This window comes from Vibrio crassostreae 9ZC13, from assembly GCF_000272045.2.
GTDB lineage: Bacteria > Pseudomonadota > Gammaproteobacteria > Enterobacterales > Vibrionaceae > Vibrio > Vibrio crassostreae_C.
The window spans coordinates 90,364-105,420 of the sequence record NZ_AJYZ02000041.1 but is presented as its reverse complement, the minus strand read 5'-3'; the positions used below and the strand labels follow the sequence as shown (position 1 = coordinate 105,420).

13 protein-coding genes are annotated in these 15,057 nt (G+C 45.6%); 2 read left to right on the top strand and 11 right to left on the bottom strand.

What is annotated here, in order from left to right:
- Nucleotides 1-322 (bottom strand): signal recognition particle receptor subunit alpha (locus A136_RS14965; RefSeq protein ID WP_032546779.1); only part of this gene is annotated, 322 nt, incomplete at its 3' end.
- Between the two features lie 200 nt (nucleotides 323-522).
- Here A136_RS14965 and A136_RS14960 point away from each other — a divergent pair.
- Both A136_RS14960 and A136_RS14955 read left to right on the top strand, forming a co-directional pair.
- Nucleotides 523-1,317 carry a cytochrome C assembly family protein gene (locus A136_RS14960; protein ID WP_019825854.1) on the top strand — a complete coding sequence of 265 codons (795 nt, stop codon included), beginning with the start codon at nucleotides 523-525 and terminating at the stop codon, nucleotides 1,315-1,317.
- A gap of 127 nt (nucleotides 1,318-1,444) precedes the next feature.
- The gene (locus tag A136_RS14955; RefSeq protein ID WP_017063233.1) at nucleotides 1,445-2,716 is read left to right on the top strand and encodes an HlyC/CorC family transporter; all 1,272 of its coding nucleotides are present in this window, start codon (nucleotides 1,445-1,447) and stop codon (nucleotides 2,714-2,716) included.
- 73 nt (nucleotides 2,717-2,789) lie between these two features.
- Here A136_RS14955 and A136_RS22330 read toward each other — a convergent pair.
- The 10 genes from A136_RS22330 to A136_RS14900 form a co-directional block, all read right to left on the bottom strand.
- Nucleotides 2,790-4,027 (bottom strand): IS3 family transposase gene (locus A136_RS22330; RefSeq protein ID WP_141707892.1). Its coding sequence is split into 2 segments (ribosomal slippage): nucleotides 2,790-3,655 and nucleotides 3,655-4,027, totalling 1,239 coding nucleotides; the frame shifts between segments, so codons are not numbered across the junction.
- 119 nt (nucleotides 4,028-4,146) lie between these two features.
- Nucleotides 4,147-4,665, bottom strand: a complete 519-nt coding sequence (luxS, locus tag A136_RS14940; protein ID WP_017056597.1) for an S-ribosylhomocysteine lyase — start codon at nucleotides 4,663-4,665, stop codon at nucleotides 4,147-4,149.
- Between the two features lie 24 nt (nucleotides 4,666-4,689).
- On the bottom strand, nucleotides 4,690-5,340 hold the full coding sequence (locus A136_RS14935; RefSeq protein ID WP_017629422.1) for a hypothetical protein: 651 nt from the start codon (nucleotides 5,338-5,340) through the stop codon (nucleotides 4,690-4,692).
- Between the two features lie 10 nt (nucleotides 5,341-5,350).
- Nucleotides 5,351-6,919 carry a glutamate--cysteine ligase gene (gene gshA / locus A136_RS14930; RefSeq protein WP_017063229.1) on the bottom strand — a complete coding sequence of 523 codons (1,569 nt, stop codon included), beginning with the start codon at nucleotides 6,917-6,919 and terminating at the stop codon, nucleotides 5,351-5,353.
- Nucleotides 6,920-7,018: 99 nt separating this feature from the next.
- Nucleotides 7,019-9,877: a M16 family metallopeptidase gene (locus A136_RS14925; RefSeq protein ID WP_017063228.1), complete on the bottom strand. Its 2,859-nt coding sequence runs from the start codon at nucleotides 9,875-9,877 to the stop codon at nucleotides 7,019-7,021.
- Nucleotides 9,878-9,886: 9 nt separating this feature from the next.
- A complete protein-coding gene (locus A136_RS14920) occupies nucleotides 9,887-10,348 on the bottom strand; it encodes a YqaA family protein (RefSeq protein ID WP_017059555.1) in 462 nt (153 codons plus the stop codon).
- Nucleotides 10,349-10,354: 6 nt separating this feature from the next.
- Complete coding sequence (locus A136_RS14915) at nucleotides 10,355-11,308, bottom strand: NADP-dependent oxidoreductase (RefSeq protein ID WP_017063227.1); 954 nt, start codon at nucleotides 11,306-11,308, stop codon at nucleotides 10,355-10,357.
- Between the two features lie 171 nt (nucleotides 11,309-11,479).
- On the bottom strand, nucleotides 11,480-12,610 hold the full coding sequence (locus A136_RS14910) for a sodium ion-translocating decarboxylase subunit beta (RefSeq protein WP_019825842.1): 1,131 nt from the start codon (nucleotides 12,608-12,610) through the stop codon (nucleotides 11,480-11,482).
- A 9-nt stretch (nucleotides 12,611-12,619) separates the two neighbouring features.
- Entirely contained in the window at nucleotides 12,620-14,395 is a 1,776-nt protein-coding gene (gene oadA, locus A136_RS14905; RefSeq protein WP_017063225.1) for a sodium-extruding oxaloacetate decarboxylase subunit alpha, read from the bottom strand.
- Nucleotides 14,396-14,426: 31 nt separating this feature from the next.
- The gene (locus A136_RS14900) at nucleotides 14,427-14,684 is read right to left on the bottom strand and encodes an oxaloacetate decarboxylase subunit gamma (protein ID WP_004741884.1); all 258 of its coding nucleotides are present in this window, start codon (nucleotides 14,682-14,684) and stop codon (nucleotides 14,427-14,429) included.
- Nucleotides 14,685-15,057: the final 373 nt, after the last annotated feature.

Below are 15,057 nucleotides of genomic sequence, written 5' to 3'. Positions count from 1 at the left end.
CCCCCGCCATTAAGATAACGGCTGGCGGCTGCGCTGCTAGGTTAAGAGCCTCGTTAGACTCACCCATCACCGCTTCAAGTTCAGCTTGAACGATCTTAATGAATTCTTGACCAGGCGTTAGAGATTTAGAAACCTCAACACCCACAGCGCCTTCTTTTACGCGCTTAACAAAATCGCGGACAACGGGCAGTGCAACGTCGGCTTCAAGTAGCGCCATACGTACTTCACGCAGCGTCTCTTTAATATTGTCTTCGGTCAGACGACCTTTACCGCTGATGTTCTTCAGCGTTTTGGATAGACGATCCGTTAAATTATCAAACATAGTTTTCTCTTCGCTCAAAACTGCGACTATTACTGTGAGTATACATTAGCGCGGATTAGAGTCATACCCGTTGTAGAGCGTTAATCATCCGTGCTTGTGATGTGAGACATTATTCACTTGGAATTGAATGAGGTTCGCCATAGCCCCAAAGAGCGATGCGAGGTATAATTCGCCAATTAGTAATCATTAAAATGGATACCATGGACAGTCTTATTGCGATCGCAGCAGCCTTTCTTTATACAATGGCGATTTCCACGATCATTCCAGGTCTCGTGCACCAAACAGGAATCCGTGTAAAAACGGTGTTTATCAGCGCATTACTTGCTCTAGCTTTCCATGCTTGGTTGCTTGGCGATTTGATTTTTAATGCCAGTGGCCAAAACCTCAGTATCTTGAACGTTGCTTCATTAATCAGTTTAATCATATCTGTGGTAATGAGCGGTGCAATGCTCAAAACCCGTCTGTGGTTTATCTTACCCGTCGTCTATAGCTTCGCTGCGCTGAACTTGATGGCTGCCACTTTTCTTCCAAGCACCTTCATCAAACATCTAGAGAATGACCCAAAACTGCTCGTGCACATCTCTTTGGCTCTATTCTCATACGCAACGTTAACTATCGGTGCGCTATACGCCCTGCAACTTGCGTGGCTAGATCACAAACTTAAAAAGAAAAAAGCCTTAGTGATAAACCCTAACCTACCTCCTTTAATGATGGTGGAAAGACAGCTTTTCAAGATCATTTTGATTGGTAATGGCTTATTAACAGGTACCTTGTTAACGGGTCTCATCTTCGTGCAAGATATGTTTGCTCAAGGAAAGGCACACAAGGCTGTGTTGTCTTTTATCGCTTGGGTTATCTACTCCATCCTTCTGTGGGGTCACTATCAGAAAGGTTGGCGTGGACAGAAAGTCACTTGGTTCGCACTGGCCGGCGCCAGCATGCTCACATTAGCCTACTTCGGTAGCCGCTTCGTCCAGGAAATCATCCTGAACTAGTCTGTAAAATAAAGGCAAGGTCTCACATACCTTGCCTTTAAAATATTGAGTGCAATACATTCAATTGACATCTCGACCATGTTCGGTCATAAATTAATCAAGATACACAAATAGGAAAAGAATAGTTTTGGACGACATATCAACGGGTATCTTATTTGCGCTACTCGCGTGTCTCATTGTAATTTCTGGTTATTTCTCTGGTTCCGAAACGGGCATGATGTCCCTGAACCGCTACCGTTTAAAGCACTTGGCCAATACGGGTCATAAAGGTGCCAAACGTGTAGAAAAACTTCTGAACCGCCCAGACAGATTGATTGGCCTCATCCTCATCGGCAACAATCTCGTCAACATTCTTGCATCTGCGATCGCTACTATTCTTGGTATGCGCATCTACGGGGATATCGGTGTGGCTATCGCTACTGGTACCCTGACTCTCGTGATCCTAGTATTCGCCGAGGTAACCCCAAAGACCATCGCTTCTCTATTTCCTGAACGTGTCTCTTACGCGAGTAGTATCCTTTTGATGATACTGATGAAGGTGCTATCACCATTGGTGATCTTAGTGAACTTCATTACCAACGGCTTCATTCGTATCTTAGGCGTTAAAGCCAGCCATGATGCAACCGACCACTTGAGCTCCGAAGAGCTTAGAACCGTGGTAAATGAAGCCGGTAGCTTAATCCCTCAACGTCACCAAGATATGTTGGTGTCTATTCTGGATTTAGAGCACGTCACCGTGAACGACATCATGGTGCCGCGTAATGAGATTACTGGTATCGACATCAATGACGACTGGAAATCGATCGTTCGTCAACTTACCCACTCGCCTCATGGTCGCGTAGTGCTGTACCGTGACCAAATAGATGAAGTGGTCGGCATGCTTAGGCTGCGTGAAGCTTACCGTCTGATGCTTGAAAAGAACGAATTCAATAAAGAAACCCTGTTGCGTGCCGCGGATGAGATCTACTTTATTCCTGAAGCGACACCACTCAATATTCAACTGCTTAAGTTTCAACGCAATAAGCAGCGCATCGGTTTGATTGTTGATGAGTATGGCGACATCAATGGTTTGGTTACATTAGAAGATATTCTAGAAGAGATCGTAGGTGAGTTTACCACCTCAATCACCCCAAGCTTATCTGAAGAGATTACTCCGCAAAGCGATGGCAGCTTCTTGATTGAAGGCAGTGCCAATATCCGAGATATCAACAAAGGCTTACAGTGGGCACTGCCTACCGATGGCCCAAGAACGCTGAATGGTTTGATACTGGAACATCTTGAAGATATTCCTGAGAGTCACCTGAGTGTTCAGGTTGCCAGCCACCCAATGGAAATTGTTGAGCTTGAAGAGAACCGCATCAAACTGGTTCGCGTGTTCCCACAGATCGTGAACGGCTAACTGAGTTATCACTGAATCTCTGTCTCGCCCTAAAATACGTGTCTCGTCCTAAAATACGTTGACAGTATTTCTACTAAGCCAACAGCATCAGCTGTTGGCTTTTTTCATGCACCTCATTTGGAGTTTTCATCCTGAGACTAAGGTGCGGCCTCATATTGTTATAGGTACTTATAGACTCTTTTACTAGTTGTTTAAGCTCTCTGAGGTTTTTACACTTATTAAGTAAGAACTCTTGTTTCAGTATTCCATTTACTCTCTCTGCTAATGCATTTTGATAGCAGTCATAACCGTCTGTCATCGAGGGGCTTATGCCGCTACTTTTCAACTTATCTTGATAAACACCGGAGCAATACTGGAGACCACGATCAGAGTGATGGATACACGAACGATGATATTGACGCCCCTTAATAGCCATATCTAGCGCTTTCACAACATCCGTCGCCTTCATTTCGTTGCTCAGCTCGTAGCCCATAATTTTCCGACTAAACGCATCAGTTACCAATGAGAGATAGTGAATGCCTTCATCTGATTGGATATAGGTAATATCACTTACTAACACACCCTCTGGAGTGCATGGTTTGTAGTTCTTTAATAAGTTCGGATGTTTTTTCATCCAATGCTTACTGTTTGTCGTTTTCGTAAAACTACGTTTAGGTCTTACCAATAACCGTTCATCACGTAAGTAGTTGAAAAGAGCATCCCGACCTAACTTGATACCTTGTTCTTGCAACTTTGGCTTAAGTAAAAAGTAGAGCTTTCTAGTGCCAACCCGAGGCATATAACGTCTAATATCCAACACCATTTGTTTGATGGGTTTAAGTTCCAACTGGCGATGAACAGCTCGCTTTTCTCGTTGATAAACGCTTTGTCTCGTTATCCCGCATAGCTTACATACTCGAACTAAACTTATTCCTTCTTGTTCTTGAAGGCTTCTTGCTCCTTGGTGAGATACTTTTTTCTGAGGCTAGTTCCGTGTTCAGCATCAAGAATATCAACCACTCTATTTAAAAAGAGATTCTTGATTTTTTCGTCTTCCAGCTCTTTCTCAAGACGCTTTATTTTCTGTGCTGGTGACTCTTTAGGCTTAGTTGATTGGTGCATGGTATTCATCCTTGGAGTTTGCGCCCAATTCATCTTACCGTGCTTTCGAAGCCAAGTTAAAACAGTTGAACGGCCTTGGATACCATAAATGGTTTGGGCTTGTTTATATGTCATATCGCCTCTTTCTACAGCGGCGACGACCTGTAATTTAAAGCCTAGTGTGTAATCACGCTGAGTGCGCTTAACGTAGGTATTATTTGAAGTAGCCATAATTCGTCCTCAATGTGTAAACACATTTCAGGACGGGACAACGTTGACGAAAAAGGCCCGGTTCATTGAACCGGGCCTTTTAGTATCTAACTCGCCCTATCTAGGGTAGCTATCAATGACTAGTCGATCTTAAGCTCTTGCAGCATAGACTCTGGCAGTGCCAGTTCATCATTCTTGTTTACAGAGATGCCTGCAGCGATGATCGCATTCGCGATCTCTTTCGCTTCATCCAAAGAGTGCATTGCCGCGGTACCACATTGGTATTCGTTCAGCTCAGGGATCTTATTCTGGTTCTCAACTTTCAGTACGTCTTGCATCGCTGCCAACCAACCGTCAGCCACTTGTTGTTCTGTAGGCGTACCAATCAGGCTCATGTAGAAACCAGTGCGACAGCCCATCGGTGAGATATCGATGATCTCTACATCTGAACCGTTCAATTGATTACGCATGAAACCAGCATATAGGTGCTCTAGAGTATGGATACCTTTCTCAGATAGGATGTCTTTGTTTGGCGCAGTAAAACGCAGGTCAAACACAGTGATGGTATCCCCTTTTGGGGTTTGCATTGTTTTAGCAACACGAACGGCAGGTGCGTTCATGCGTGTGTGATCAACAGTGAAACTATCTAATAAAGGCATTGCTCTTCTCCATGACGGCTGGCTTTAGAAAAACCAGCTTCGATTGTCTTCTAGTTCTTTGCGGCACTGTTTCAGCTGCCATCCATAATCTTTTGCTTGCTGTTCGACTTTGCGCGCCACCTTAATTAGCGATGGCTTGCTGTTGTATGACTTACGCTTATAACCACCACGGCCTTCATGATAAGCCAGGTATTGGTTATATGGGTCCCATAGTGAGATGCCCAATTGACGACGCGTCTCGCTGGTATACCAACCGATGAACATCAATGCATCATCAAAGTTGGTTCTTGAACCACCGTTATTGGTCGCCTTTTGGAAGTCTTCCCAAGCAGGATCTTGAGCTTGTGCATAACCGTAGGCACTGCTTACACGCCCCCACGGTATAAAGCCAAGAATGTAATCTTTAGGTGGGCGCGCATCATGACGATAGCTACTCTCTTGTTTCACAAAAGCCATCGCAACGTTAATCGGCGTTCCCCATTCTTCTTGCATATCCAAGGCATCTTCATACCATGAAGGGTGCTCTCGAAAGATGCTACACAAATTATCTTGCTGCTTTGGCGGTGGCGTTGCACATCCAACCAACAGGCTAGAGACAACACCAACAGTCACTACAGGTAACCATTTACTACTCACTCGAGTAGGCTGACCTAATAAGGCTTGCTTCCTTTCCACCAAAGTCTCGCTATGCTTTTAAATACGAAAAATAATCCGCTAAGAAGCTATCAAAATCTTGAGTGCTTGCTTCTTCACTTTGTTGCTGAGCAATCACAGAACGTTGAACTTCTGCTTCCATCAACTCAGCTGAATATACTTTGTATTGGTGCGCTTTGTGTTGCTGAGCGTACGTTTTACCTAACGCGCAACCCACTTTACCTAAGCCGCCCAATTTTTTGGTCTCTTCTAGCAACTGGCCAGAAATAGTTAGCTCAGGGTTATCAATCCAAGCCTCAAGCGTATCGCATGTTTCTTGGTATGCACGACCACCTTGTTCAGCGTCCATCATCTCGGCAATAGAGCGCAGATCTTTGAAGACACGCTTCGCCCAATCTTGCAGAGACAATCGCTCACCATGACAACCGATTTGCAGCTCTAGACCAACCTGACGACCTTGTAGGATCACCTTGTTCCAGTTATCGCGCCAGCATTCAAGCTCGCAGTTATCCATCTCAGCAGAGTCCGTTAGCACACTCCACGTTAGGAATAAGTCTAGGAAGCGAACCTGCTGCTCATTGATACCAATTGAGCTGAATGGGTTTACATCTAAAGAACGAACCTCAATGTACTCAACACCACCGCGTGCCAATGCTTCAGATGGTTTCTCACCACTCTTCGCCACACGCTTAGGGCGGATTGGAGCGTAAAGCTCATTTTCAATTTGCAGTACGTTGCTATTCAACTGACGGTATTCACCATCAACCTTAGTGCCAATCTCGGCAAATTCTTCTGATGGTGTGCGAATCGCTTGATTCAAACCTTCAAGGTATTGGTCTAGGCTGTTGAAACCAATCTTCAACACACTTTGCGCACTGTTCGTGTAGCCAAGGTCGCTCAGGCGCAGTGCCGTTGCTTTTGGCAGATACAGTGTCTCGCCAATCTTTTCAAAAGGCAGGTTTGTCTCTCTTCCTTTGATGAAAGAAGAACATAGCGCAGGTGAAGCACCGAAGAAGTATGGGATTAACCAACCAAAGCGGTAGTAGTTACGAATCAAACCAAAGTAAGCATCTGACTTAGATTCACAACGCGCTTCTTCAGTTTGCTCTCCAAACAGGCTATCCCAAAAGCTTTCTGGGAAAGAGAAGTTGAAGTGAACACCAGAGATAATCTGCATCAGGCTACCGTAACGACGTTTTAGGCCTTCACGATATAGGGTCTTCATCTTACCGTTATTCGAGGTGCCGTATTGCGCTAGCTGAATGTAATCTTCACTGCCAACGTAACAAGGCATAGAAAGCGGCCATAGTTTTTCGCCGTCTAACTTGGTTTGCGTGAAGTGGTGGATATCAGACAACTGATTCAAAAGCGTCGGAACGTCGTTAGAAACAGGCGTGATAAATTCCAGTAGCGACTCAGAGAAATCGGTCGTTACCCATTCGTTCATCAACGCAGATCCCAAAGCCTCAGGGTGCGGCCCAGTAGCAAGGTGCCCATCTTCCGTGTAGCGTAATGTTTCCCTTTCAACACCACGACCAAATTGAGAGAAGGTCTTAGGGTTGGTTGCAACTTGCTTTAGTCGCGCAGCAAAATCAGTCAAAATTCAGTTCACTTATCTTATATTGTTCTGATTAGAACTATCATAAATTAGGTTGGAGGAGAAAAGTAGAGTCTCTTCCCTCCCCCTTTAATGTGTACTCTAACGAATGATTTCAAGCTCTTCTATTGGAATATCTAACTTTTCTAATTGCGGGCGAAGCGAAGTCGCGTCACCAACAACGATTATTTGATAATCATTCGGGTCAAACCATTTCTTAGATAGCTCGTTTAAGGTCTCTTTTGAAACCGTTTCAACTATCTGATTACGCTGTTGTAGGTAATCTTCATCAAGGCTCAATGCAACAATATTACTCAACAACCCCGCCTTTTGACTTGGCGTTTCGTATTTAAGTGCATCTTGTTGACCGACGGCAAGGCGCATAAATTTCACCTCTTCGTCAGTTAATCCACTTTGGCTAAACTCATTCAGCTCATTAATAAACTCTTGAATCGATGGAACCGTCGCATTCGCCCTTACCTGCGCGCTAAATACCACTGCGCCAGTTTCACGAGTACTTGCGAAGTAACCGCTTGCACCGTAAGTGTAGGCTTTGTCTTCACGTAGGTTCTGGTTGATACGGCTATTGAAGTTGCCCGCTAAGTTAAAGTTAGCTAACTGGCTCAAATACAATTCACCCGTTGCATCAAACGGCAGGCCTTTACGAACCAAGCGAACAATGCTTTGCGGCGCACCCGGTTTATCGACTAAGTACAGGTGCTGACCAGAAAGCTCTTTGACGATCTGTGGACGCGTTAATGGTGCCGCATCGCCTTGCCACTCTTCAAAGAATTGTAGCTGTTTCCCTACCTCTTTCTTCGAGATGTCTCCCACAACAACAATATTGGCACCTTCTGGTGTGTAATGTTGCGCATAGAATTTTTTCACATCGTCTAAGGTCAATTTCGATAGAGATTCCTTAGTACCATCACTTGCACGAGCAAAAACAGTGTCACCAAACAGCACTTCACGGGTTGCTTGAGAAGCCATCCAACTTGGCTGCTGATGCTGATACACAACGCCTTCTAGCATCTGTTTCTTAACGCGCTCAAAATCTTGCTCATCGAACTTAGGATCGAATAGAACCTCTTGCACAATCGCTAAGGTTTGAGGCAAGTTTTTCTCTAGCGTCGAGACTGAAATATCTGTGGTGTAGCTGCCCGCACTAATGCTCACGCTGCTACCAAGTTTATCTAAGGTCGCTTGTAACTCTTCAACGGTTCGTTTAGTTGAGCCTTCTTCCATCATCGAAGCCGTTAGGTTCGCTAGGCCTTCTTGCCCTTTACGAACATAGCGTTCGCCTGCAGGCAATTGAATTTGCAGCTGTACTGTCGGCGTTTCACTGGTCACGGTACCAATTAAGTCAGTGCCATTTGCAAAGTGCATGCGGTACAACTCAGGCATGGTCGCCTCAACACCAAAGTTCACTTCTGGCATCACACTGCGATCAAAGGTATCCGGTGCCTTTCTGAAATCCAGTTGATCTTCCGTCACCTTGCTGTATTCCGGCAACGTACGTGGTGGCGTGGTAAAGGTCGCTTCACGAACCGCCAAATCGAGCTTTTTCTTAGGAACCACACTCAAGGTAACCTTGTGCTTACCTTCGATGAAATCTTGGTATGCCTTGCTCACGCTCTCAGGCGTCACCGCTCGGATTTGATCGAGTTGTGATTCAATGCGATCAGGCTGACCATAGAAGGTTTGGTTCGACGCGAGTTGCGACACCTTACCTTTAACGCTTTGCAATGCAAAAACAGCATTCGCTTCGGCCATGCCAGTGATCTGGTCTAAACGCTCTTGCTCAACGCCCTCTTTCGAGAATTGCTCCAGGGTATCCATCAGCTCTTTATTGAGAACCGTCAAATCGCCTTTTTCACCTGAGTTGCCCATTGCATACACGTACATGGTACACGCCAACTCAGCACAATCATGGAAAGAGCCAGCGCTGACGGCCTTCTGCGTTTTTACGAGGTTTTGATATAGGTAACTGTTGGTACCTGAACCTAACACGTTAGACAATGCATTCAGTGAAGCTTGCGTCTCTTCACCGCGATACGTTGTTGGCCACCCCACCAGCACCATCGGCTGACGAATATTGTCTTCTAAGGTGATGTATTTATCTTCTGTTAGAACAGCAGGTTGCTTCTCTGCCGCCTTCACTTCAGGGCCTTGAGGAATTGAACCAAAGTACTTGTTAACCCATTCTAGCGTGTCATCAACGTCGATATCACCACCAATCGTTAACACGGCATTGTTTGGGCCGTACCAACGCAGGAAGAACGCTTTAAGATCATTCACGTCAACACGGTCAAGATCTTCAACATAGCCGATTGGTTGCCAAGAGTAAGGGTGACCTTCAGGGTAAAGCGCTTCGCCCATGCGTTCCCACATCAAGCCGTAAGGACGATTTTCGTAGCTCTGCGCTCGCTCGTTCTTGACCGTGCCTCTTTGAACCTCAAATTTCTTCTGAGAAACAGCATCCAACAAGAAGCCCATTCGGTCTGATTCTAACCACAACATTTTCTCAAGTTGGTTAGAAGGAACAGTTTCAAAATAGTTGGTGCGGTCACGGTTGGTCGTGCCGTTTAACGAGCCACCCGCTTCGGTAATGATCTTAAAGTGCTGTTGGTCACCAACGTTCTCTGAACCCTGGAACATCATGTGCTCAAAGAAGTGAGCAAATCCCGACTTGCCTATCTCTTCACGTGCTGAACCGACGTGATAAGTTACATCAACATGCACCAACGGATCGGAATCATCAGGGGAAAGAATAACTGTCAGACCGTTTTCAAGCTGATACTTGGTGTAAGGAATCACTACTTTATCTTTAGAGGGCTTAACCTCTTCTAACAGAGTGACACCTTCAGGTAACGAGGAAAAGAAGGGCGTTGAGCTAGGTACATTGTAAGAACAGCCAGCAATGGCGATAAGAGAAAATGTACCAAGTAAAACCTTTTTCATAGGTTCTCCTTAGAAAAAACCGAAGTAAATAGCAGCAAGTAAGCTATAGCGAGCGGCTTTGCCAATCGCTATCAAAATAACGCTAGGGATGAATTTCATTCTTAGCCAACCCGCAGCGAGACACAAAGGGTCACCAATGATCGGTAACCAACTAAATAACAGTGTCCAGTAGCCATAGCGACTCAGCCAAGCCATAGCCTTATGACCATGCTTTTCAGATTGAGTTCGATTAGGCAACCACAAACCAATCCAATAGTTAGTCAGGCCGCCTAAGGTATTGCCTAATGTCGCCACCAGAATGATCGATGAGGTTGAAAACTGATCTAAGCTCAATGCAGCCACAAGGCTAGCTTCTGAACCACCGGGTAGTAACGTGGCACTCAAGAAGCCACTGATGAAGAGTACCCACAGCGCCGAGTCCGAGAACCACAGCGCGATATTTTCAAAAAGGGAGTTAAAAAATTCTAACACTGCCTATCAACTTTCTTGCATTTTAAGTAGCACCTTGCCTCTGGTGTGTCCGGTTTCAACCTGCAGGTGCGCCGACTGCGCCTCGTCTAACTGGTAGATACCTTGAATTTCTGTTTTGAGCAATCCGACACTGACCATGTAAAGCATGGTGTCCATTTGCTCAGGGTTTGGTTCAACCAGCATGCCTGATGCAGTAAAACCTAATAGTGTTGCTTTCTCACAGATAAGTTCTGCAGATAGAGTCGGTACTGTCACTACTCGCGCGCCATCTTTTAGGCACTTCAATGCATCAAGCGCGGTATCGCCACCGACCAAATCAATCAACACATCGACATCAGATACTCTTTCTGATGCTGGTGCAAACTTATAGTTAATCGCGTGAGCACCTAGCGTCGCAAGGTAATCAAGATTGGCTTCGCTGCAGGTTGTGTAAACCTCAGCTTTTGCTGCCACTGCAATTTGAACCGCAAGGTGACCAACGCCGCCCGCGCCCGCTAAAATAAGCACGCGGTCGCCTTCTTTCACTTCGGCTTTGTTGAGCGCTTGTGCCGCTGTTTGACTCGCAAGTGGTAATGCAGCTGCCGCTTCTAGAGTGACAGAATCAGGAACCATACTTAATGCAGCTTCTGGAACACACACATATTGGCTGTAACCGCCACCTTGCAGTGGAAAACCAATAAAGCCAGCCACGTTATCACCAATAGTAAAGCGTTCAGCCTGTTCGCCTAGCGAGACAATTTGCCCTGAAATATCGTAGCCAGGCACCCAAGGCAGGTTATCTTTGTTTTGTGCTGCCGCCCAACCAAGACCCGCTCGGGTTTTGACATCAATCGGATTAATGCCTGAAAAGGAAACTTTAACCACCACTTCTCCAGCCTTAGGCTCAGGGATCGCACTGGTTTGAATACTTAGGTTTTCGACGCCGCCGAATTGAGTAATCGCAATCTGTTTATTTTCCATTCCACATTTCCTTGATTGATAAAAGCCCTAGTGAGCAAGCACCCTAATTAATAAAAAGAAAGGGATGCGAAAGCATCCCTTTGACTATAAACCATTTAATAAGGCTAAGTTAACCGCTCATTCGTAAATTGACGACCAATTAACGTAACGATACATGACCCAGCAAATCCACTAGCCCACGAGAGCTAATAGAATGCCCGCCGCAACCGCACTACCAAGTACACCGGCTACGTTCGGACCCATTGCATGCATCAATAAGAAGTTCTGAGGGTTTGCCTCAAGACCAACCTTGTTCACAACACGTGCCGCCATTGGAACCGCCGATACGCCAGCTGCGCCAATCAGTGGGTTGATGTCCTCTTTCGAGAATCGGTTCAACACCTTAGCCATCAATACACCACCCGCCGTACCGATACTGAACGCGACCGCACCTAAACCTAGAATACCCAGTGTTTCTAAGTTCAAGAACGTATCCGCTTGAAGCTTAGAACCAACCCCTAGACCTAGGAAAATAGTTACAACGTTAATCAGTTCGTTTTGAGCTGTTTTTGAAAGGCGATCAACCACACCCGCTTCACGCATTAAGTTACCCAAACAGAACATACCAACTAGAGGTGTTGCTGAAGGTAGGAACAAAATCGTCATCAGTAGTACAGCAAGCGGGAAAAGAATCTTCTCGGCTTTGCTAACGTGACGAAGTTGAGCCATCTTAATTTTGCGCTCTTCAGGAGACGTTAACGCTTTCATGATTGGTGGCTGAATGATAGGAACCAAAGCCATGTAGCTATAAGCCGCTACTGCAATGGCACCTAAAAGATCCGGAGATAACTTGCTTGCCAAGAAGATCGCAGTTGGGCCATCGGCACCACCAATGATCGCAATTGACGAAGCATCGGCCATCGAGAACTCCATTCCTGGAACGTAGTTCAGCAAGATCGCGCCAAATAGCGTCGCGAAGATACCAAACTGAGCCGCAGCCCCTAGCCACAACGTTTTAGGGTTCGCAATCAACGCACCGAAGTCCGTCATCGCACCAACACCCATAAAGATCAGCAGTGGGAAAATACCTGTCTCAATACCAATGTAGTAGACGTAGTAGAGCAAACCACCTGGATCAGTAAACCCAGCATTTGGAATGTTTGCTAATACAGCACCAAAACCAATAGGCAGTAGAAGTAACGGTTCAAATCCTTTACGAATTGCCAAAAACAACAGTAAGCAACCAACCAGCATCATACAGATCTGGCCGAACTCAAAGTTCGCAATCCCTGTTTCAGACCATAAGGTCATCAATCCTTCCATGGTACTCCCTTACGCTAAGCTTAGTAGTGGAGCGCCTACAGTAACTGCATCGCCTTCTTTAACATTCAATTCTTGAACGATACCACCACGAGCAGCACGAACTTCCGTTTCCATCTTCATCGCTTCTAGGATTAGTAGAACGTCGCCTTCAGAAACCTCAGTACCCGCCTGAACGTTTACTTTAAAGATGTTACCCGCCAATGGAGCTGGAACCGCTTCAGCGTCAGACGCTGCTACTGGTGAAGCCTGAGCAGGTTTTGCAGATGGCGCCACCGATGTCAGTTCACCTTGTGGGCCAACTTCAACATCGTAAACTTGACCATCAACCTTCACGCTGTAGCTTTCAATACCACCAGAAGCTTGTACAGGAGCTGCAGCAACTGGAGCCGCAACTTCTAGCGTTGGTGCAGGTTCAAATGCTTCAGGATTACGACGGTTCTTAAGGAACTTAAGACCCACTTGTGGGAAGAGCGCGTAAGTCAGTACATCATCAACCGTATCTTCAGCTAGAGAGATACCCTCTGATTTCGCTTTCTCTAACAGATCCGTCGTTAACGTATCCATTTCAGACTTAAGTAAATCAGCAGGACGACAAGTAATCGGCTCTGCACCGTCTAGAACTTTCGCTTGCAGTTCAGCATCCACTTCAGCAGGAGCTTGACCGTATTCACCTTTCAGTAGACCAGCAGTCTCTTTCGTGATGCTCTTATAGCGTTCGCCCGTTAAGACGTTAATAACCGCTTGAGTACCGACAATCTGAGAAGTTGGTGTTACTAAAGGAATGTAACCAAGCTCTTTACGTACGCGTGGGATCTCTTCTAGAACTTCATCCATGCGATCGGCGGCGCCTTGCTCTTTAAGCTGGCCTTCCATGTTAGTTAACATTCCGCCAGGAACTTGAGCGATTAAGATGCGAGAATCGACACCTTTTAGCTGACCTTCCCATTTCGCGTACTTTTTACGTACATCACGGAAGTAAGCCGCGATGGGTTCGATTTGGTCTAGTTTAAGATTCGTGTCGCGCTCTGTACCTTCTAACATCGCAACAACCGTTTCGGTTGGCGTATGACCGTAAGTACAGCTCATTGAAGAAATAGCGGTATCTAGAATGTCGATACCCGCTTCAACGGCTTTAACCGCTGTTGCAGTCGATAGACCAGTTGTCGCGTGGCTATGCAGTGCTAGAGGAACGTCACACGATGCTTTGATACGTGTAATCAGCTCTTCTGCTTCATACGGCTTTAATAAACCTGACATATCTTTGATACATAGTGAGTGACAACCTAGGTCCTCTAGGCGCTTAGCCAAATCAACCCAAGTATCTGAATTGTGGACCGGACTGGTTGTGTAAGACAACGTACCTTGAGCGTGGCCACCAACGTCGATCGTTGCTTTCACTGCTTTTTCAAAGTTACGCACGTCATTCATCGCATCAAAGATACGGAATACGTCCATGCCGTTTTTATGGGCACGTTCAACAAATTTTTCTACTACATCATCCGCGTAGTGACGGTAGCCCAATAGGTTTTGACCACGCAGTAGCATCTGCATTGGTGTGTTTGGCATCGCTTTTTTCAGCTCACGCAAACGCTCCCATGGATCCTCGCCAAGAAAACGGATACACGAATCAAACGTCGCGCCGCCCCAAGTCTCAAGTGACCAGTAACCGACTTTATCCAGTTCTGCCGCAATTGGCAGCATATCTTCGATACGCATACGAGTAGCAAATAGTGACTGGTGCGCGTCACGAAGTACCACATCTGTGATAGCTAGTGGTTTAGACATGCTCATAAACTCCTTTTTAATCCTTTAAATACTACTTAGCAGTAGACGCACGGTATTGATGAACCGCGGCCGAAATTGCAGCCACTACCTGTGGACTAACAGCTGAAGGGTTTGATTGTGATTTTTGAATTTTTTTAGGTGCTGCGATCGGCTCTGGTACTTCTTCTGGTACCAGTTTTGACATCAACCGAACGAGGTAAACTAGAATAGTTAGGAAAATAAAGACAACGGACATCCCCGTTATCATTAGAGTCGCCGCATCTCCTAGCAGGCTTCCAATATTAGTCATGTTGCTTCCTTTCTTCGTCATCCTGACATACGTACAGGATTTCAGCGAATAGTGATCCCGACCCATGGATTATCTCGATTGGTAAAAGTTTGTCAATTTTGTTTAAGGTTCTGTTACGGATAACGCACACATAAGGTTAATTATTCGCCTATCAGATCACATAAATCTGTCAAATACGTCATTTTTAGATATTTAAACTGTGACTTAAACGGGGCTTTTCTGGGAATTGATATGAGAAAGGTGGAATAACAAAGAAGCAATCAAGAACTACTTTAAATACAACAAGTTAAACAACGAACAAATTTAACATTGTCGCAACAAATTTACAGCAGACATAAAAAAAGCCTCGTATAAACGAGGCTTTTTTAATAAT

What these genes read in the sequence shown, in the direction of transcription:
- A136_RS14960 (WP_019825854.1), top strand. Translation starts at nt 523, where the DNA reads ATGGACAGTCTTATTGCGATCGCAGCAGCCTTTCTTTATACAATGGCG.
- luxS (WP_017056597.1), bottom strand. Translation starts at nt 4,665, where the DNA reads ATGCCTTTATTAGATAGTTTCACTGTTGATCACACACGCATGAACGCA.
- A136_RS14925 (WP_017063228.1), bottom strand. Translation starts at nt 9,877, where the DNA reads ATGAAAAAGGTTTTACTTGGTACATTTTCTCTTATCGCCATTGCTGGC.
- A136_RS14915 (WP_017063227.1), bottom strand. Translation starts at nt 11,308, where the DNA reads ATGGAAAATAAACAGATTGCGATTACTCAATTCGGCGGCGTCGAAAAC.
- A136_RS14910 (WP_019825842.1), bottom strand. Translation starts at nt 12,610, where the DNA reads ATGGAAGGATTGATGACCTTATGGTCTGAAACAGGGATTGCGAACTTT.
- oadA (WP_017063225.1), bottom strand. Translation starts at nt 14,395, where the DNA reads ATGTCTAAACCACTAGCTATCACAGATGTGGTACTTCGTGACGCGCAC.
- A136_RS14900 (WP_004741884.1), bottom strand. Translation starts at nt 14,684, where the DNA reads ATGACTAATATTGGAAGCCTGCTAGGAGATGCGGCGACTCTAATGATA.